Raw genomic sequence first — 19,082 nt, forward strand, 5'->3', positions numbered from 1 at the left:
CCGCCACGATAGCCGCCTCCCCGTGTGGGGGAGGCGGCGTGGCGTCGTGAACTTCAGACTGCGATGAGCTCGTCGTCGGACTTGTTCTTCTCGGCGTATCCGGGAGGTCCGAAGAGGTAGCCGAGGCGGCCGCGCCACGTGTGAGCGCGCGCTGTGTCGCGAAGCATGTTCACTGTCTCGACGTAGTTGTACTTGATGGGATTCTGGGTCTCGACGTCGTGGAGCAGTCCGTACCGCACCGGCTCGGTCTCCTCGGCATACGAACCGAAAATGCGATCCCAGATGATGAACACACCGCCATAGTTCTTGTCGATGTAGGGCTGGTTCGATCCATGGTGAACGCGGTGGTGGGACGGGCTGTTGAAAATGAACTCCCAAGGCGCGCAAAGCTTGTCGATACGTTGGGTATGGAACGGGATCTGGAAGAGGAGACCGGCGGTGTTGAGTAGGAGAATCATCCACACCGGGAATCCCAGTAGGGCCGCGGGGAGCCAGGCGAGGCTGCGCAGCGTATAGGACACGGGGTGAAACCAGGGCAACCGCAGGTTCGTCGACAGATTGAAGTAGTTGCTGGAGTGGTGCACGCTGTGGGCGGCCCAGAGGAGTCTGATGCGGTGGTCGCCGCGGTGCGCCCAGTAGTAGCAGAAGTCGGTGACGACCAGGCATGCCACCCACACCCACCAGTGCTTGGCCGACAAGTGCAGCGGCGTCAGCGCTGAGGCCACGACGATCGTCGAGAACGGCAGGATGTACTGAGTGAGCGCCTTGGCGGCCGTGTTGATCAGGTACGTGGCCCAGTTTCCGACGTAGTCGCGCACAGATCGTTTGGAGAACGTGTGGGTGGCGTCGCGGTCTCGTCTGTGGTCAACGTATTCGACGATAGAGAGCAAGATAAATGCAGGTACAGCTGCGAGGAGCAAGGTACTTGTTGCGTTCATGTGCAGAACACTATTGACGGTGACCTGCGCAAACATCCCGCGAAGAACTGATTTTCCCTCCCTCTCACGGGGGAGTCGACTAGCCTTCACACATGCCGGAGCCAGGACTCGTCGCCGTTCGAAAGTCGCTCGAACGCCAGTCACTCCTGGTGGCACTGTTCGCCGCCGTGATCGACGCCATGCTCTTCATTTCCTCCGGGATCTTCTCTGCCGCCCCGACGGCTGCGCTCACGATGACGATCACGCTGGTCGCCGCCGACCTCTGTCTGGCCTTGCGCCCCAGCACCACAGCCGCGGTTGCCTACATTCAGGTGATCACACGTATCCTCGCGTGCCTACTCCTGAGTCACTACGAACTCGCGGCCGGGATCGGCAACGTCGGCGTGCTGGTCGCCGGCTATCGCGCCGGCGCGTGGCTGCCCGCCCGGGCTTCGGCGACCGTGTTGCCAGTGCTGATGGCGGGAGTCGCGACGGCGGCATATCTCAACGGCTCAGCCGACGTGTGGTGGATGGTTCCTGCCATCGCGGTCTCAAATGCGTTGATCCCGTGGCTCGTTGGCCGGTATACCGCCGCCGGCGGCGCCTACGTCACCAAACTGGAGATGCAGCGGAAGAGTGACCACGCAGCGCTGGCCAAGGCACTCGCCGACGAGCGCGAGGCCATCGCCCGTGATCTGCACGATGTCATCTCCCACCACGTCAGTGCGATAGGCATCCATGCAGGCGCGGCTCGAATGACCCTCGGATCGAACATCGAGGCGTCGGAGCGATCACTGCGGGCGGTCGAGACATCCAGCCAGGCGGCCATGAAGGACCTTCGTCTGCAACTCGACATCCTGCACGGCCGTGACGACGCCGGCGAGGTGCAACCCGGCCTCGCCAACATCCCCGAGCTGGTCGAATCTGTCGGTCGGGCCGGACTCTCCGTGGATATAAACCTACCGCGCGGGCTGGTCACCTTGCCGAAATCGCTCGACGTCATCGTGTATCGAATCGTCCAGGAACTGCTGACCAACGCATTGCGTCACGGCGACGGATCGGCTTGCCTCAAGGTTCGCCGAGATCGATCCCGAATCGTCATCGACGAGTCGAATCCCATTGCTGCCGAGGTCTACACAGGCGACTCGCTGCACCGCGGACTCGACGGTATGCGGCGTCGTGCCGAGTTGTTCGATGGCCGCGTCGAATGCGGCGCCGACGAATCCGGGCGGTGGCGCACCCTTGTCGAGATCCCTGTGAGTACACGATGACCGAACCCATCACCGTTCTCGTCGCCGACGACCACGCCGTGTTTCGCGCGGGACTCAAGGCCGTCATCGACGCCGGCCCTGACACCTCGTGCGTTGCCGAAGCAGACGACGGCCGCGCCGCGATCGAGGCGGCTCAGCGGGTCCAACCAGCCGTAGTGGTACTCGATGTGCGAATGCCCAGGCTCGACGGTGTCGCCGCCATCGAGCCGATCATCGCCGCCACCGACGCCAAGATCCTGATGCTCACGACCTACGACAGTGAGAAGGTGCTCGCCACCGCGCTGCGTGCCGGGGCCTCAGGCTTTCTGCTCAAGTCGTCGCCGCCGGAAGAAATCGTCGGGGCGATACGCATTGTGGCTCGCGGCGATTCGGTCATCGATCCCGCCATGACGCGCCGTTTGGCGGCCCGCGTTGCCGACACTCTGACCGAGGTGCCGGTACCACCGGAGGTGGCGACGCTGACGGCACGCGAATTCGAGGTTCTGCTCCTGATGGCCGAGGCACACAGCAACGCTGAGATTGCTGCGGAATTGTATGTGGGGGAGCAGACGGTCAAGACTCACGTATCCCACATTCTGGCCAAACTGGGTGTGCGCGACCGCATTCAGGCCGTGGTGTACGTGCACCGACACCGACTGTCCGGGGTAACGAGTACCTGACGCCAAGGATCGTGGCAAACCGCGATTCTCGACGGCACGCATTCGGGGCGGATGCTATGTCGGCGCGTTGAGTTCGAGTATCGCGATCTCCGGCGGCGCACCGACGCGGACCGGAGGTCCCCACGCGCCAGACCCGTATGTCGTGAACACCGTGGTCGGTCCGAGATGATCGACGCCGGTGACGTTGGTGGTGGTGGCGAGATCGACTATGTACCGCAGCGGCCACATTTGGCCGCCATGTGTGTGTCCGGAGAGCTGGAGGTCGACGCCGGCCTCGGACGCTTCAACGGCTTGATTCGGTTGGTGCGCAAGGAGCAGCACAAACCGCTGGTCGTCGCGTCCGCGCAGGGCAGCGGAGAGGTCAGGCGCGTACGGCGCGCCGGTGGAGTAGTCGTAAACGCCGGCAATGTCGATGGACGCCGCGCCGCGTCGAATCTCGGTGCGTTCGTTGTTGATTGGGTTGATTCCGAGAGTCTTCCAGTGCGCCATCCAAGCGCCGGTGTCGTCCGAGATCTCCTCGTGATTGCCGGCCACGCCGTAGACACCCATTGGCGCGGACAGGTCTGCCATCGGTTGCAGATCAGTGCCGACACGCGCGACGGTTCCGTCGTCGAGGTCTCCGAGGACCACGATCAAATCTGGCTTCTGCTCGTTGACCATGTTGACGACCTTGCGTGTGAACGACTCGCCTCGAGCAGGGCCTAGGTGCAGATCGCTCACCACAGCGACGCGCATACCGTCGAACTCCTCGGGCAGACGCTCCAGCGTGAGGCTCTCGCGCGTCACGCTCGGGGATGCTGCTTCGGTGACGCCGTAGACGACGGTAACGGCGGCAACGATCGCCAAGCAGCCGCTGGCGACCCGGGTGGTGAGGAGTCGTGTCCGGTTCGTCGATTGGTGGCGCAGCCGACCGACAACCCGTATGCCCAGCAGCGCCACACCGATGATCGCCAGACCCAGCAGAAGGTAGAACACCGTCGCGAGCCAGGTCAGTCCGAGGAAGCCGACGGGTCGCAGCCACGTGGGAAAGATGCTGCCAACGCCTGCCGCGACCACCGCCAGCACCCACCCGAGTACCAGAACGGTGTCGATGCAACGACCCCATCCTCGACTCACCGCGGTAGCCCTGACGAACCGCCGGTGCAGCAGGAAGTGGACCAAGCCCAGGGCCAGTGCAGCGATAACGAGCACCAGCATCAGGCCCGCTTTCCTGCCGCAGGTTGCGCGCTGCTGCGAGAATCGTTCTGAGTCAAGGGATCTCGATGGTCTGATCGCGGCGAATCTCGCCGACGGCGCGCGTTATGTACGGCTCATGATCAACCTCTGCATCTGCCACCAAGTCGGCGGTCACCAGAATGGCAGCACTGATGATCTTGACGAGCGGAATCGATTGCGCAACAGCACCATTGACGCCGGACTGTTCGCCGACGCCCAGTGCGCCAAGGAGTACCGCTGCGACGGCGTCAGGATCGACCGGCGCATCCCAACGCGACGCAGAGGCGACGGCGCGGGTGAGAACATCGGACACGTCGTCGCCGCTCAACCCGTCCTGGTAGGACGTCTCGAGCAGCTCACGAACCATGTGCGAGTGCATTAGGCGGGCTGCGTCACCGTTCTTCTCGAGTTGCGCGACAGCGTCGTCGAAATCCTGCGAGACCTGGCTGCGCGCCGCTCTGATACCTCGGTCGGTTGCCGTGGCGATCTCCCGAGCCATCGGCGACCACTCCGCAGGATATTTATGGTTTCCCGTCACGGAGAGGGTCTCCTGTCTGTCGAAGTCCCGAGGGTACCTGGCCGACGCACCGACGCTCGCAGCCGGATGGGCCGGGGGAGCGCACTCGAGAGTTGACAACCGACTACCGCAGTCGGCGGCGCAGCACCTTGCCGGTGGCCGTTCGCGGCAGGGAGCCGACGATCTCGATCTCCCGGGGATACTTGTAGGCGGCCATTCGTTCGCGGCAAAACTCGATAAGTTCGGTCACTGTCGTCGTCGCGTCGGGCAGTAGGGCGACGTATGCCCGCGGCGATTCTCCGCGGTACTCGTCCGGAATCCCGACCACCGCCGTCTCGAGCACGGCCGGATGTGACTGCAGCACCTGCTCGATCTCGAATGGCCAGATCTTGTACCCCGACGCATTGATCAGGTTGTGGCTGCGATCGATGACAAAAAACCAGCCGTCGGCATCCATGAAACCTACGTCACCTGTACGCATCTCGCCGTTCTTCAGAACGGAGTCCTCGTCGTTCCGGTTCCAGTAACCCGCAGCGATTTGCGGCCCTGCCGTGACGATCTCACCAATTCTCCCTGGCGGCAGCGGTTCTCCGTTGTCGTCCACCACTCGCGTGGTTGTGTCGAAGATTGGCAGACCAACTGAAAGGGCCCCCGTTTCGGGGTCGACCGGCGCGAGAACGCCGGGCGGGACCATGTGCGTCGGCGAGGTGGACTCGGTCTGTCCGTACACGTTATGGATCATCCCTCCCAAGCGTTCCTCGATGCGCTCGGCGACCTCAGGCATGACCGGCGCGCCGCCCGAGTAGCGGAGTCGGAGTGACGTGAACGCCTCGGGCGAGACGTCGGGGTGGTCGGCGAGGGCGATGTACGCGGTGATCGCGGCGACTGAAAAGGCCGGGCGCCATGTGCGGACCGCGTCGACCACCAGACCGGCGTCGAATCGATGTGTGAGGACGAGCGGCGACCGCATCGACAATGCCAGCATGACCGAGCCGACCAAGCCGGTCACGTGGAAGATCGGCGACATGCACAGAATCGGCTCGCCGCTTTTCAGCCCGGTCCAATCTCGGTAGGCCTGCGCACTGAAAGTGAGATTGCGGTGCGTCAACATGGCGCCTTTGGGCGGGCCGGTGGTTCCCGAGGTCGGAGCCAGCACTGCGACGTCGTCCGGTGCCGGCACGTGTCGGACCATCTCAGGAGACCGCCTACCGATCAATTCGAGGAGTTCGACAGTCCCGTTGGCCGGGACCCGCGACACCTCGAACACGCGCTGCAGGTCATCGTTGCCGGCGAAGTCGAGCGGAGATGCGGTGACGACGAGTCGAATGGACCCGGTGTCGGCGACGGTATCGGCCACCTCAGCGTGCACCTCGTCGAGCACGAGGAGAGCGGTCGGCGTGAAATCGTCCAACGCTTTACGGAATTCGGAACGCTTATACATCGGGCTGATCAGCGCGGCGACGCCACCAACCTTCCAGGCCGCAAGGAGACCGAACACGATGGCCGGTCCGTTCTGGACGGCGATCCCCAGTCGGTCGCCGACCGCGAAGTCGTGTTCCTGCAGTACGTGGGCGACGGCGTCGGATGCGGCATCGACATCAGCCCAGCTGAGCGTCGTACCGAAATAGTGAATCGCGGGGGAGTCGGGGGCCGACGCGAGAGCTTCGTCGAACATGTCCAGCGGAGACCCGTATTCGACATCGAGATGGCCGGACAGCCCGGTCGGGTAGTGAGCCAGCCAGGGACGGCTCTCATAGACACTCATGCCGACAAGCGTTCTGCGTAACGCGCGCGATGCGACAGGTTGCAAATCACGAGCATGAGTCTACGAAAATGCGCGCCTCCCCATAAGCTGTTCAGTGTGGCCGAACAACCGATGACCGACAGCGGCGCAGTCGTGCGCGAGTTGCGTAAGCAAGCGGGCGTGACGTTGCGCGGTCTCGCAACTGGCATCGGGGTGAGCGTGGGAACCATGAGCGCGATCGAAAACGGCAAGGTTGGGCTCACCGTCGGCCGCCTGCAAGAGATCGCGCAGTTCGTCGACGTGCCCATCGCACGTTTCCTCGAGCCTCCCGAAACGGCGAGAACAGCAGCCGAAGACGACCCCGCGGACTGGCGGGTGTTCACGCCACTGACCCTCGACCCGGTGCTGGAGTCAGCGATCGACGTATTCGAGGAACTCGGCTATCACGGCGCAACGATGCGACTCATCGCCTCCGGCGCCGACATCAGCGTCGCCGGGATTTATCACCACTATCCGAGTAAACAGCACCTGCTCGTTGCGCTGGTCAACATTGCCTATTCCGAACTGGCACAACGCCTCGACGCAGCCGGAGAGGGCGTCGAGGCGGTAACGGCCTTCGCAAACATGGTGGAAGCGCTCACGCTGTTCCACGTCGAGCGACGTGCGCTGGCGATCGTGCTGGCAACCGAGCTACGACGCCTCGAGGAACCCAACCGCACACACCTGCAGTCGTCGATGGCGCAGATCGAGGGACGCCTGCGAGAGGTGGCCCGACGCGCTTCCGAGGGCGGGTCGTTCCGGTCAGAGGACCTATCGGTCGCGATCAAGGCCATCGTCACGATGTGCATGGCCGTCCCGACGTGGACCGACGATGCAGACGCAGCGCAGGGACAAGGAATCGCTCGTGAGTACGCGAATCTCGCGCTTGGCATGGTGGGGCTGCGCACCGACCACTAGGCGGTACGCCCCGTCGCTCGGTCAGATATCTCGAAGCGAGACTGTTCAGTATTTCTGAACTCGACTCCTGTGCTGGACATTCACGCCAGCCGCTGACAAATACTGAGCCATAACTGTTTTCACTCCTTGACGCCCGGCGCAGTCGAATGCGATGCTCGTCACAATGAACTTTCCGAGCGATCGCTCGCAATGTTCAGTCTGCAACTTCAGGATGTTTCCGGAACCGTTTCAGTTCCGCTCGGGTACGAATCAAAGGAGATCCAATGACCGAGATCGCTGCGCCGTCCATGGGTAGTCTGCTGGGGGCCGACACACCGTCGAACTGGGGTAAGTGGGGATCCGACGACGAGGTCGGCGCTCTGAACTACCTGGACGCGGCCGAGGTGCTCCGCGGCGTCGGCCACATCAAGTCCGGCGAGACCTTCACCCTGCAGATCGAGATGGGCCGCAAGGAGAGCCCCGGTGACCCGCTGTGGCCGGGGCGCGAAGGCATCAACAGGACCAATATCCTCGACGAGTCGTCCTGGGACGGCGAAGACGCACCGCAGTTCCCCGGTGGACTGCACTACGCCGACGACACCGCGAACATCTTCCTGCAGGGCTCAACGCAGTACGACGCTCTCGGTCACGTCTGGTATGACGGCAAGCTCTACAACGGCTACGACGCGCGCAGCACCGTCGACGCGCTCGATAAGGCGTCAGTCCTGCCGATCGCCGAGAAGGGTGTCGTCGGCCGCGGTGTGCTCATCGACATGGCCCGCCATCGCGGTAAGAAGTACCTGGACAAAGGGGAGACCTTCGACCACACCGACCTCGAAGCGGCCGCTGCCGCACAGGGTGTCACCATCGAACCGCACGACATCCTGGTCATCCGCACCGGATGGCTCACCTACTGGTACGAGCTAAACAACCCGGAGGAGTTCTACGACGGGTTCTGCGAGCCCGGCCTGACCTACTCTCGGGAACTCGTGCAGTGGTTCCAGGACAGGGAGATTCCGAACCTGGTCACCGACACCATCGCCAACGAGGTCACGACCGACCCGGAATCCGGTGTGGCACTGCCGCTTCATAACGCGCTGATGCGCAACCTAGGTGTGGTGTTCACCGAGATCGTCTGGCTCGAGGAACTCGCGGAGGCATGCGCGGCCGACAACCGCTGGAGCTTCCTCTACGTCGCGGCTCCGCTCAAGGTCGTCAGCGGCACTGGCGCGCCCGTGAACCCCGTCGTCATCCGCTGACTCATCCGTGAGCCATTCGCCGAAAGAGGAACGTCAGACATGAGTGTCTACGACGACAAGGTGTGGCGCAGCCACTACCGGAAACAGGATCTCGCGCCGCGGAACATCGAATTCGACACTGCGCTCGACATGTTCGCTGCCACGGCCGCACGCACCCCGGACGCCGACCTGATCCGTTACTTCGACGGGTCTATCACGGCCGGTGAGCTCGACGAGTTGACCGACGCGTTCGCCGTCGGGATCCTGGATCTGGGCTTCACCCCGGGCGACCGTCCGGTGATCTACGCCCAGAACATTCCGCAGTTCGTCATCGCGCAGCTGGGAATCTGGAAGGCCGGCGGCATCGCCGTGTCCGCCAATCCGATGTACCGCAGCCGTGAATTAGCCGAGATACTGGTCGATTCCGGCGCGACGCTACTGGTCGCGATGCAGTCCCTGTTCCGCGACGTCGCACAGGAAGCCCTGCGCGACAACGAGACTGCGGTTCGGACTGTAATCACAACCTCGGAGCTGGAGTACCAGTCCGCGAACACCGGAACCCTCGCCGGCGTCGAGCAGATCGACTGTCCCGACACTGTCGACCTTGCAACGATGCTCGCGAAATACCGCGGCCAACATCCGCCGAAGGCGGATCTGTCGGCCGACAGCGTCGCGTTCCTGACCTATACGTCAGGGACCACCGGACCACCCAAGGGCGCGATGACGACTCATCGCAACGTGGTCTTCAATGCGCAGACCTACCGCGACTGGGTCGGCATTGATGCCGATGACGTAATCCTCGGTGTGGCACCGCTGTTCCACATCACCGGCCTCATCGCGCACATCGCACTGGCCGAGTTGACGGGAGCGCCGCTGGTCCTGATGTATCGGATGGATCCGGCGGACACCATCGCGATCATCGCCCGCGAGAAGGCGACCTTCACCGTCGGATCGATAACGGTGTTCATTGCCTTGATGAACGTGCCGGACGTCGACCCGGTGGCGCTCGCCAGCCTGTCGAAGATCTATTCCGGCGGGGCACCTATCCCGCCCAGCACAATCGCTGAGTTCCAGGAGCGGTTCGGGCACTACATTCACAATGTGTACGGCCTGACCGAGACAACCTCGCCGTCGCATGCGGTGCCGTTCGGCGTGACTGCCCCGGCAGATGAAGAGACGGGTGCCACGTCGGTGGGCATTCCCGTCTACGACACCGTCGTCCGAATAGTCGACGAGCAGGGCAACGACCTGCCTGCGGGCGAGATCGGCGAGTTGGTCACGGCCGGTCCGCAAGTAGTCGCCGGCTACTGGAACAAACCGGAGGCGACCGCGAAGGGCATCCCCAACGGCGTACTCCACACCGGCGACGTCGGCTACATGGATGCCGATGGCTGGTTCTACATCGTCGACCGCAAGAAGGATCAGATCAATACCAGCGGCTTCAAGGTGTGGCCACGCGAGGTCGAAGACGTTCTCTACGAACATCCTTCGGTTCGCGAGGCGGCCGTCGTCGGCGTACCGGACTCTTACCGTGGCGAGACCGTGAAAGCCTTCGTGAGTCTGCGTCCGGGAACCAAGGCGACGCCGGAGGAACTGATCGATCACTGCAAGACACGCATGGCGGCATACAAGTATCCGCGTGAGGTCGTGGTCATGGGTGACATCCCCAAGACTGCCACCGGCAAGCTGCTGCGTCGTGAATTGCGAACGGTCGCACAGTGAGTCCGTGCCCGACTCCGGCGTCCTTTACCGAGCACCTATCTGGGTGAGGAACGTCAGGTTGTCCTCGAGGTGCCAGTCGGCGACGATTTGCGATCGTCCGACCTGCTGAATGTCGAAAGCGTTGAATCGGACTGGCTGGCCGTGCCCACGCACTCCGTCGTAAGTGCCTGTGAAGTGACCGGTGTAGACCTGCCTGACCGATACCCGGTCACCGCTGACCAGGACATCGGCAACGCTGCAGTGCAAATCGGGCACCGCGGCCCGGAACTGCCGTGATGCTTGTTCGATCCCTCGCAGCCCCTGCTGGCGCCCCTGCGGGAGCGTGTGATCAATAAACGAAGGACTGTCGGCGCGATGGAGGTACGTGACATCACCGGTGTCCCAAAAGGTGTACAACTCGCGCACCCGCAACAGCACCAGGCGCGCCCGCTGCGGCGATAGGCCAGCGTCGATCGTCACATGCTGCGGCTGAATCAGACCGTCGCCTCGCGCTGTCTCGTGTTGAGCGACTGCTGCTGGCTGACCGGTCTCTTTTCCGTCGGTGGCATGAGCGTCGGCGCCCACGCCACCGCCGAGAGTCACGATCGCGAAACCGGTCGCGATCAACACTCTGGTTCTCGAAAACACGCTGTGTCCCTTCGTAATCCGCTGTTACCGGAACGACAGTATGGTTTAGAAACCAGTACCTACAACGATACCGTCGAGACGCAGCTACTTCTGGCACGCAGTTACCCGCCGCGGTCTGCACTTCACGCCTCCGACCGCGCGGTACTCGGCGAACGCTGGACCTTCCTGGTTGTCGGGCACCGCGCGTCGTCGTGCCCCCTGGGGGCTCGTTTGATTTTGGAGCCGATGCTGTTCCGCACCCCTAATGACCTGCACTAACAGTCGCTTTTGCGCGTGCAAAGTGTGACAATGGCCATATTAGAGGTCGGCCCCTATCCGCGATATCCGACTACAACGCAGGGGACACAATGAAGTGGCGTCAATTCTTGACCGGCGCGCTGATCGCCGGCATTCTGCCCGCGATTCTTCTGCTAACCGCGGGCACCGCGGGCGCGAGTCCTGCACCGGACCCCAGGAATGATCCCTTCTACCGCCAGCCGACGTCGTTCGCCGGGCACACACCTGGGCAGATCCTCAAGAGTCGACCGATCGAGGTCGGCTTGGCCGGAGTCCCACTACCTTTCACCGCGTACCAGATTCAGTACGTCAGCACCGACACCTCGGGTGTCCGCCAAGCCGCTATCGCGACGCTTCTCAAGCCACTGACCGCGAGCGGATCACCAAAACTGGTGTCCTACCAACCTGCGATCGACAGCCTGTCGTCAAGGTGCGATCCGTCGTATCAGCTGCGGAGCGGCACCAGTCTCGAAGTCCCGCAAATCGCAGGCCTACTCAACCAAGGGTGGACTGTTGTGGTGCCGGACTTCCTCGGCCCCGACCACCAGTGGGGCGTCGGGCACGTCGAGGGTCAGAGCACGTTGGACGGAATCCGCGCAGCCGAGAACTTCGCCCCGGCCAAACTCGAGGCTCGGAAAACACCGGTGGCGCTGACCGGTTACTCCGGCGGTGCGCGGCACCGAAATCGCCTACGAACTCGCCCCGGCCTACGCGCCCGAGCTCAACATCGTCGGCGCCGCGGCTGGGGGACTCGGTGTCGACATGGAGAGAATCAGTCGCAACGCCAACGGAGGCCTCTTCTCTGGGGTCGTATTCGCCGGCCTATTCGGCCTTGACCGCGCCTATCCATCGATGAAGATGGACTCGATCCTCACTGAAAAGGGCAAAGAGCTACGACGCACGCTCTCCGGTATGTGCGTATTCGAGTACACCGCCGCCTATGCGTTCAAGCGTGTGCAGTCATACACCGTCGGCGGTATCGACCCGCTCACTGTGCCCGCGGTCCGGACCGCACTCGCCGAGAACAAGCCCGGCGCTTTCGGTACACCCAAGGCTCCCGGCTATTTCTACAACGCCAGTGCCGACGAGCTCGTGATCCCGGCTGATGTCGACAAGCTCGCTGCTCGATACTGTGCCAAAGGTGTTGTGGTGCAATCAGTAACCCAACCCGGCGATCACGTCTCTATGTTGGCAACCGGCTATCCCGGTGCCGTCGATTGGATCGCCGACCGATTCGCCGACAAGCCAGCCCCGAGCACCTGCTGAACGCGAGAGCACGTGCCGCACAAGCAGATAGCCTCTTCGTCCTAGTTGACGCACTGGAGCAGCTGGGTCTGGCGTTCGGCGGGCTGGATCAGCACCCGGGGGATCCGGCAGGTGCTCGACGCCATCTCCGACGCCCCGGCGCGGGTCCGCAACGCACGTCACGACATGCTGGCCGCTGACGACATCGCAGCCATGCTCCGCATCGAGGCCGGCCGTAGCCCGCACGACAAGAACCTCATCGCATTGATCGGTGAACTCTCCACGCAGAGCGAGGAATTCCGGCAACGATGGGCCGCGCACAACGTGCGCTTCCATCGGACCGGACGCAAGATTCTCCGACATCCGGTGGTGGATGTACTCGAACTCGACTACGAGGCAATGGAATTCCCCGCGCACCCCAACCTGACCCTGCTGGTCTACACCGAGGCCGCCGCCGGGACGCCCGCGTCCGATGGATTGAAAGTCCTCGCCAGGTGGGCGGCCACCGCCACCGAATCGGGCGCACTCCGCACTCTACCGAGCTGATTGTCGCGTCATTCTGTGGCGGCGGCGTTGGGGACGTCGAGCATCGCTCGTTTCAGAGTCGCGAGAGGTGACGCAGGTGATTTGCACGTATGCGCATGGTTTGTTGTCGATACACGACTGTGGGGTTCTGGCAATACCCCTTACACCTGTACATCGCCCAAAGCGAGCCGGTGGTCCGAGCCGCCGCTGACCCCGCGGCGTCACACCCGATGACGGGGTTATCTGCGCAATTCGCGGAGTCCGAGGAACAACGGGAATGTGAATGACACGGCAACCAAAAATGAGAGGGGGATGAGCAGCAGTGGCCAGGGGTGCGCTCCGAGGCTGCGTCGGTGGCGCCAGAAGTAAAGGCACGCTGCGGCGGTGATGACGAGTAGGTCTGTTCCCGCGGAGGATGAGGCGCTGTTGGCGAACCATCCGGTGAGGTAGTTGCCCAGACTGAAACCGCCTTCAGCGCTGGTCCATTGAATGTTGAAGTACCAGGTCCCGATGAGCCCGGCGATAGCGAGGGCGAAGTAGACGGCGGCAGCAGCTCGTTGATTCAGTTTGTGCCGGGAGGGATCAGTGGGCTGTGTAGCGGGAGCTGTGTTGTCAGTCATGGTTGCCTCGTGTCGTGGTGCCGATGACGTCGGTGCGGGAGGGTGTGTGTGGGCGTAGCGGACGATGCCGGCAGCTGCGGTAATCGCGGCGAGACCCAGAACGGCTATTGCTGTCCAGGTGATCGAGTCGGGCTCGAGGAGGGCTTGGCCTCGCAGTGCTTGCCAGAGCACTCCAGCGGTCACGGCAGCCCATGCGGCGGAGAGGAATACGACGATGCGGGTGCGGGTTCCGACACTGAGTCGATGTCCCCGTGTGACGGCGAGATAGACAGCGACAAGCGGAATGATTTGCAGTGCGTGCATTCCGACGAAGTGGGCGATGCGCAGGTCGCCGTGGCGAGAGTTCCAGCCCAGCAGAAAGATTCCACCGGATGAGTCGTCGCCTCCGACGGAGTGGGATCCGGCTGTGGTGGGCGGTAGCTCGGTGAGTTGATGTGTGGTGGGGATGAGCATGATGAATCCGACGGAGATTCCAGCGAGAGCGATGACGACACTGAGACGTAACGCCCACTGGATACTGCGGTCGGCCATGGTGGTGAAGAACGCAAGCGCACCACCGATGATGGCGGTGGTGGTGAACAGCAAGATCGCGCCTACTCCCATCACAATGTAGAGCGCTGAGTTCAGGGGTGTCGACACATTGAAGTGGCTGCTCGTCCCGCGGATCACCTGAATCGAGATAATGGCGATTTCGATGAGAGATGCGGTGGCCCCGGTCAGCGCAGCGACGCGGCCCGTCCGGGCAAGGCGCGGGCCCTGGACTTGGCCGAGCATCCAGGCCAAGGTGATGGCATACACGCACAGCGAGACGCTGAACTTAAACGGTTTGGCCCAGATGGGGTCTCCGCTGAGGGTGCGAGGATCGACGACAATACCGATGGCGCTGACGATTGCCCACACCGCCATTGCAGCGGACAGCCACAGCAGCGGCCGGTACCAGCCCTTGATGTCGCCGGTGGACACGTGCGCCGTCTGCCGCCAGCTCGTCGGCGCAATCTGCGCGCTCATACCACGATCTCGATCGAGGTCATGTCTTCCGACAGATCCCAGAGGCGTTGCGCAACACCGGCGGCTCTGGCGCGCTTCGATGCGCGAATCACTTGTGCGCCGCCACGCATGTGGAAAAGGTGCCGAGGACCGGTGAACGATCCCGCTGGCAGCTCACCGGTAGCGGCGAGCATGACCGGCAAGGCACCCGCCTGGGGCGACTGCCCCAGCACCGGGACCAGCCTGTCCCACACACCTGGTCGTGTGCCGGGGTCGCGGTCGTAAATCGCGGTGGTCACCAGGCCCGGATGCGCGGCGAACGCGGTCACCGGCGAGTTCGCCGTGGCCAGCCGGCGTGCGAGTTCAAAGGTGAACAGAAGATTCGCCATCTTCGAATCGGCATAGGCGCGGGCCGGGTTGTAGGCGCGCCTGGCCCAGTTGACGTCATCGAGATCCAGTCGGCTGGCACGCTCGGCTTGCGACGCCACGGTCACGATGCGCGATCGCACCCGCGGAAGCAGCAAAGCCGTCCAGGCAAAGTGACCCAGGTGGTTGGTGCCGAACTGCATCTCGAACCCATCGGCGGTGTGTTGCAGAGTCGGCGACGACACACCCGCGTTATTGACGAGGATGTCGACAGGCTCGGTGACAGAGGCCGCACCGCGGCAGATCGAGTCGAGGTCGGCCAAGTCCACCTCGACCACCGCATGCTCGCTGAGGCCGCCACGCAACGTCTGCGCGACCGCGGCCCCGCGATTACGGTCGCGCACCGCGAGCAGGACTCTCGCCCCGGCATCGGCGGCGGCGACCGCGGTGGCCCGGCCTATTCCACTACTCGCGCCGGTGATCAGCACGGTCTGTCCGGTCAGGGCGGCATATCTCGAGGAGGGGTTCATAGCCACAATGTAGCGCTCGCCTACATTGTAGGCAATGCCTACATACATGTAGGGTGGCCTAATGACGCCGTACCACCATGGGTCTCTACGTTCTGCGCTGCTTGCCGAGGCGCGAGAGGTGATAGCCGTCGACGGCGTTGACGCCGTGACGATGCGGGGTTTGGCCAAGCGGGTGGGGGTTAGTCACGGTGCGCCGGGGAGGCATTTCCCCGACCGCGATGCGCTCCTTGATGAAGTGGCCGCCGAGGGCTTCGCCGAACTGACGGCGATACTGCGCGCAGCCGACGTCACCGACGACATCGACCACGGTCTACGGCACTACATAGCCGAGCACGTCCGCTTCGCGACAACCAACGCCGCGCTGATGGAGCTCATGTTCTCGACTAGCGCTCGCGGACCACGAGCATCGGCTGCCGCCGACGAGTTTTTCACCCAAGGCCGAGGACTCCTCGGCGACAGCGCGTCCGGTCCTCCCGGGCCATTGGTCTATGCAGTGACCGCGATGGTGGAGGGTATCGGCGCATTGGCTGTGTCAGGTCGTCTGCCGGCCGAACGCGTTGACGATGTCATCGATTGCGCACTAGAACTGCTGTGGCCTGCAATGGCAGCCCAACGTTCACCTGTGCACTGGCGTCCTCACCCGGCTCCGTACACTGTGCCGCCGCACCAGTCAGATAAGTCGACCTCGTGATCACGACCGCGGTTGTCGGACTGCGCAACCGGGTTCCTTCGGCAATTGCGACGCTTCGTCGTAGCGTCATCGCCACCGAGTGTGTTCCAGCGCCACCCGTTGCGCTCCAGGTTCTAGACACAAGGAGTCTCACAACATGGACATGGAATTCCGGTCGGGCATCGTCAACACGGAGCGTCACTCGACGTACTTTGTGACGTGCGGTCCGGTCGACGGGCCATTGATGTTCTTCGTGCACGGCTGGCCGGGAATCTCGGCGATGTGGCGAGCCCACATGGCGGCGTTCGCCGCAGACGGATGGCGCTGCATCGCTCCAGACCTGCGCGGTTACGGCCAATCGTCAGCCCCGTCGGGTGCCAGCTCGTACACCGTCGAGAACGCGGTGAACGACCTTGCAGAACTCCACGACCATCTCGGCGGTACCGCAGCAATTTGGGTGGGACACGACTGGGGAAGCGCGGTCGTCGGAGCGCTTGCAGCGCACCACCCACAGCGGTGCCGGGCCGCGGTCTTGACGTCGTGGGCCTACTTCCCTCGAGCCAACAGCCTGGCAAATCTCGTCGCGGTCGTGGACCGCGATATTTACCCGGCAGACGAGTACCCCTACGGACAGTGGGACTACTTCCATTACTACACAACACATTTCGACGAAGCTGTCGCCGACCTCGACGCCGACACCGCCGCCGCGTTGGCCTCCATCTACAGACCGGGGGACCCGGCCGCGGTTGGGACGGTATCCCCGAGTGCCTCTGTGACACGCAACGGAGGCCGTTTCGGCCCGTCACACCGGCCTCCTGCTGCGGAGCCTGACCCAGCCCTGTGGCCAGCGAGCGACTTCAACCTCCTGGTAGCCGGGTTTGAGTCGCACGGCTTCGCTCCGTCGTGTGCGTGGTACACCAACGACGACGCCAACACCGACTTTGCCCGGCGAGCCCCCCACGACGGGCGCTTGTGTCAACCGGTTCTCTTCGTCAACGGCGAGTGGGACCTCATCTGCACCATCACGGGCAACCATCAAGGAGACCCGATGCGAGAGGCCTGCTCAGACCTCACCATCGTCGACATCAACGCCGGACACTGGCTCCCGCTCGAGCGGCCAGACGAGCACATCAGCGCCATTCGCGCATGGCTAAGTAATCACCGCTAATCGCGCCACTTCGCTTCTCAATACGATGAAGTTAGCGTTGACCCCGGATCTTGGCACAGGGTTGCAGCGGTAGCCGCAAACGAGGCAGGCCAACGCGGGCGCGCCCGTGCGACATGCTCAAGTGACACCGTCGACGTCGGGGGAGCCCATCCGCCGGCCAGAGCTACGCGGTACCGGCCACCCGCCACAGGTCGTCGCCCGCCTCCGCGCGAGTAGGAGAGTGTGTGACAGTGGCTGATTCTGCCACGCTGCGGTCGTGATCGGGGGTCAGCGCTGCGGACGCATGGTGGCATGAGCGTCTGCGAACTCCCATACGTCGTGCACCAGGCGGTCCGGGGTCTCGACCTGGGGTAGGTGACCTGCGTTGGCAATGACGTCGAGACGGGCACCGGGGATGGCCGTGGCGTACCTCCGCCCGTGGCTGATCGGCACCATTGCATCTGCCGCACCCCATACCACCAGCACCGGTGCGGTGATCTTTGCGAGCCGCCCGAGTAGCGTGCGGTCGCCCATCTGCACTCCTGAGAGGGCACGCAGGGTGGCCTTGTTCGAAACCATATTTTGCTGCACGGCCGCCGGCAGTGCAGACGTGTCGAGTCGGTAATGGTCGGGGTTGTAGTAGCTGATGTCGGTCACCTCGTCCATGGTGAGGCTGAAGAAGTCTTTGGTGGGGTCGTCTTCGATGATGAGGCCCACAGCATTGACGAGTACGACACTGCTTATACGAGAGTTGAGGGCGAGGGCCATTTCCGCTGCGGTCCACCCGCCTACAGAATTGCCCACCACGGTCACGTCGTGGAGGTCCAGTTTCTCAATCAGCGCAAGGTGGACCGCGGCGAGATCTTTGATGGTCGTCAACGCGGAAGGCCGAGGGGTGCCGTCGAACCCGGGATGGATTGGAGCAATTACGCGAGCGTGGCGGGTGGTGGCCAGCAGTTTGACGAATTCGCGGACCGAGTTTGAACCTGCGCCTCCGTGCAGGACCACGAAAGGGTGGCCTTGGCCGTGTTCGAAATAGCTGACGGGTGTGGCACTGGAACCCGATTACGTCACAGTGACGAAATGGGGCAGACGGCGAATCCGTCCGCGTCATGCCCGAGCAGGCCATCTTGGTGGCGATAGAGGCTGGATCTTCCTTGAGCAGCACAGCCGGTCACAATGAGCACGCGTCGCCGCACCGAACGATAGCCTCTGCGCAACCCGACGACTCAAGCGATGGAGTGTTGTCGAAACTACGACGGAACAGACCGACGGCTCGCCAAATGGATGACAATTCGCCAATCTCGGTAATCATCAACGACGACGACGCGCCCGAGGCCAGCACGCGCTTCTCGGTATAGTGCCGATAAGAAACATTATGTAAAGTAAACCGCTGCATATTGCAGCAGATGAATCACAGCTAGACCACCGCCCGCGCCCTGTCGGATGAGTGAAACGGCGATACGTTGTGGTTGGAAAGTCTATCGAGAGGATCGAGCCATGACGGCCGCACCTCCTGGAAGACCCAAGCTTCCGAACCGTCTGTCTCAAGGAGTGCTTCACATCGATCTGGACTTCTTCCTCGTCCCAGAATGCCGCAACAGTTTCGACGAAATCCTGCTCGTCCCCGTCGGCGTCGGACTGAGCGTCGAGAACCTGACTGGGCGTGGGCTTGCGAGGCGAACGCTTGCGTACGCACGTCAGAAACCCAGACTTGCAACGGTCCCAAATCGCCCTCACGCATCCGGTGTCGGTACTCGCCGAACCCTGTCCCTCGCTGCCGCGCCTCGCTATTGAATACAACGCTGCCGCGCGGCCAGGCTGTGCACCTGGGTGCGAATATGCAGCGATCGAATACGCAGGATTACCA

General features: G+C 63.1%; 17 protein-coding genes and 2 pseudogenes. 10 read left to right on the plus strand and 9 right to left on the minus strand.

The features are described 5' to 3' along the window. Positions 1–53 precede the first annotated feature (53 nt). On the minus strand, positions 54–938 hold the full coding sequence (locus RND64_RS11675) for a sterol desaturase family protein (RefSeq protein WP_049701051.1): 885 nt from the start codon (positions 936–938) through the stop codon (positions 54–56). 92 nt (positions 939–1,030) lie between these two features. Here RND64_RS11675 and RND64_RS11680 point away from each other — a divergent pair, with 92 nt between their 5' ends. Beyond that, the gene (locus RND64_RS11680; protein WP_049701032.1) at positions 1,031–2,188 is read left to right on the plus strand and encodes a sensor histidine kinase; all 1,158 of its coding nucleotides are present in this window, start codon (positions 1,031–1,033) and stop codon (positions 2,186–2,188) included. Further along, positions 2,185–2,847, plus strand: a complete 663-nt coding sequence (locus RND64_RS11685) for a response regulator (RefSeq protein ID WP_049701033.1) — start codon at positions 2,185–2,187, stop codon at positions 2,845–2,847. Before RND64_RS11680 ends, RND64_RS11685 begins: the two co-directional genes overlap by 4 nt. A gap of 54 nt (positions 2,848–2,901) precedes the next feature. On the opposite strand, the gene RND64_RS11690 is transcribed toward RND64_RS11685, so the two are convergent. The 3 genes from RND64_RS11690 to RND64_RS11700 all read right to left on the minus strand — a co-directional run bounded on the left by RND64_RS11690 (position 2,902) and on the right by RND64_RS11700 (position 6,344). Next, a complete protein-coding gene (locus tag RND64_RS11690) occupies positions 2,902–4,044 on the minus strand; it encodes a metallophosphoesterase (RefSeq protein ID WP_049701034.1) in 1,143 nt (380 codons plus the stop codon). Positions 4,045–4,096: 52 nt separating this feature from the next. Next, positions 4,097–4,561, minus strand: a complete 465-nt coding sequence (locus RND64_RS11695; protein ID WP_049701035.1) for a hypothetical protein — start codon at positions 4,559–4,561, stop codon at positions 4,097–4,099. A gap of 142 nt (positions 4,562–4,703) precedes the next feature. Then, complete coding sequence (locus RND64_RS11700) at positions 4,704–6,344, minus strand: class I adenylate-forming enzyme family protein (protein WP_049701036.1); 1,641 nt, start codon at positions 6,342–6,344, stop codon at positions 4,704–4,706. Positions 6,345–6,440: 96 nt separating this feature from the next. Here RND64_RS11700 and RND64_RS11705 point away from each other — a divergent pair, with 96 nt between their 5' ends. From RND64_RS11705 to RND64_RS11715, 3 genes are all read left to right on the plus strand, one after another. Then, on the plus strand, positions 6,441–7,280 hold the full coding sequence (locus tag RND64_RS11705) for a TetR family transcriptional regulator (protein ID WP_235434491.1): 840 nt from the start codon (positions 6,441–6,443) through the stop codon (positions 7,278–7,280). A gap of 263 nt (positions 7,281–7,543) precedes the next feature. After that, positions 7,544–8,518, plus strand: a complete 975-nt coding sequence (locus tag RND64_RS11710; RefSeq protein WP_049701037.1) for a cyclase family protein — start codon at positions 7,544–7,546, stop codon at positions 8,516–8,518. A 39-nt stretch (positions 8,519–8,557) separates the two neighbouring features. Continuing rightward, on the plus strand, positions 8,558–10,219 hold the full coding sequence (locus RND64_RS11715) for a class I adenylate-forming enzyme family protein (RefSeq protein WP_331436044.1): 1,662 nt from the start codon (positions 8,558–8,560) through the stop codon (positions 10,217–10,219). A gap of 24 nt (positions 10,220–10,243) precedes the next feature. On the opposite strand, the gene RND64_RS11720 is transcribed toward RND64_RS11715, so the two are convergent. Then, the gene (locus tag RND64_RS11720) at positions 10,244–10,846 is read right to left on the minus strand and encodes an ester cyclase (protein WP_200903303.1); all 603 of its coding nucleotides are present in this window, start codon (positions 10,844–10,846) and stop codon (positions 10,244–10,246) included. Positions 10,847–11,193: 347 nt separating this feature from the next. Here RND64_RS11720 and RND64_RS23135 point away from each other — a divergent pair. The 3 genes and pseudogenes from RND64_RS23135 to RND64_RS11730 form a co-directional block, all read left to right on the plus strand. Next, a pseudogene (locus tag RND64_RS23135) lies at positions 11,194–11,736 on the plus strand (lipase family protein); the annotation flags it as partial. Between the two features lie 55 nt (positions 11,737–11,791). Continuing rightward, complete coding sequence (locus RND64_RS11725) at positions 11,792–12,388, plus strand: lipase family protein (protein ID WP_331436045.1); 597 nt, start codon at positions 11,792–11,794, stop codon at positions 12,386–12,388. Between the two features lie 102 nt (positions 12,389–12,490). After that, positions 12,491–12,913 (plus strand): annotated as a pseudogene (locus tag RND64_RS11730) (MmyB family transcriptional regulator); the annotation flags it as partial. A 218-nt stretch (positions 12,914–13,131) separates the two neighbouring features. Here the strand turns inward: RND64_RS11730 and RND64_RS11735 are convergent. Beyond that, positions 13,132–14,520: a DUF2834 domain-containing protein gene (locus tag RND64_RS11735; protein WP_049701040.1), complete on the minus strand. Its 1,389-nt coding sequence runs from the start codon at positions 14,518–14,520 to the stop codon at positions 13,132–13,134. Next, a complete protein-coding gene (locus RND64_RS11740) occupies positions 14,517–15,395 on the minus strand; it encodes an SDR family NAD(P)-dependent oxidoreductase (protein ID WP_049701041.1) in 879 nt (292 codons plus the stop codon). Before RND64_RS11740 ends, RND64_RS11735 begins: the two co-directional genes overlap by 4 nt. Positions 15,396–15,456: 61 nt before the next feature. Here RND64_RS11740 and RND64_RS11745 point away from each other — a divergent pair, with 61 nt between their 5' ends. Both RND64_RS11745 and RND64_RS11750 read left to right on the plus strand, forming a co-directional pair. Beyond that, complete coding sequence (locus tag RND64_RS11745; protein ID WP_083444503.1) at positions 15,457–16,086, plus strand: TetR/AcrR family transcriptional regulator; 630 nt, start codon at positions 15,457–15,459, stop codon at positions 16,084–16,086. Between the two features lie 136 nt (positions 16,087–16,222). Continuing rightward, on the plus strand, positions 16,223–17,233 hold the full coding sequence (locus RND64_RS11750; RefSeq protein WP_049701043.1) for an alpha/beta fold hydrolase: 1,011 nt from the start codon (positions 16,223–16,225) through the stop codon (positions 17,231–17,233). Between the two features lie 267 nt (positions 17,234–17,500). Here the strand turns inward: RND64_RS11750 and RND64_RS11755 are convergent, their stop codons facing one another. Further along, positions 17,501–18,220 carry an alpha/beta fold hydrolase gene (locus RND64_RS11755; RefSeq protein WP_331436046.1) on the minus strand — a complete coding sequence of 240 codons (720 nt, stop codon included), beginning with the start codon at positions 18,218–18,220 and terminating at the stop codon, positions 17,501–17,503. Between the two features lie 412 nt (positions 18,221–18,632). Then, positions 18,633–18,956, minus strand: a complete 324-nt coding sequence (locus tag RND64_RS23140; protein ID WP_349680266.1) for an antitoxin MazE-like protein — start codon at positions 18,954–18,956, stop codon at positions 18,633–18,635. Positions 18,957–19,082 lie beyond the last annotated feature (126 nt).

It is taken from the genome of Gordonia sp. w5E2 (genome assembly GCF_036540975.1).
Lineage (GTDB): Bacteria > Actinomycetota > Actinomycetes > Mycobacteriales > Mycobacteriaceae > Gordonia > Gordonia jacobaea.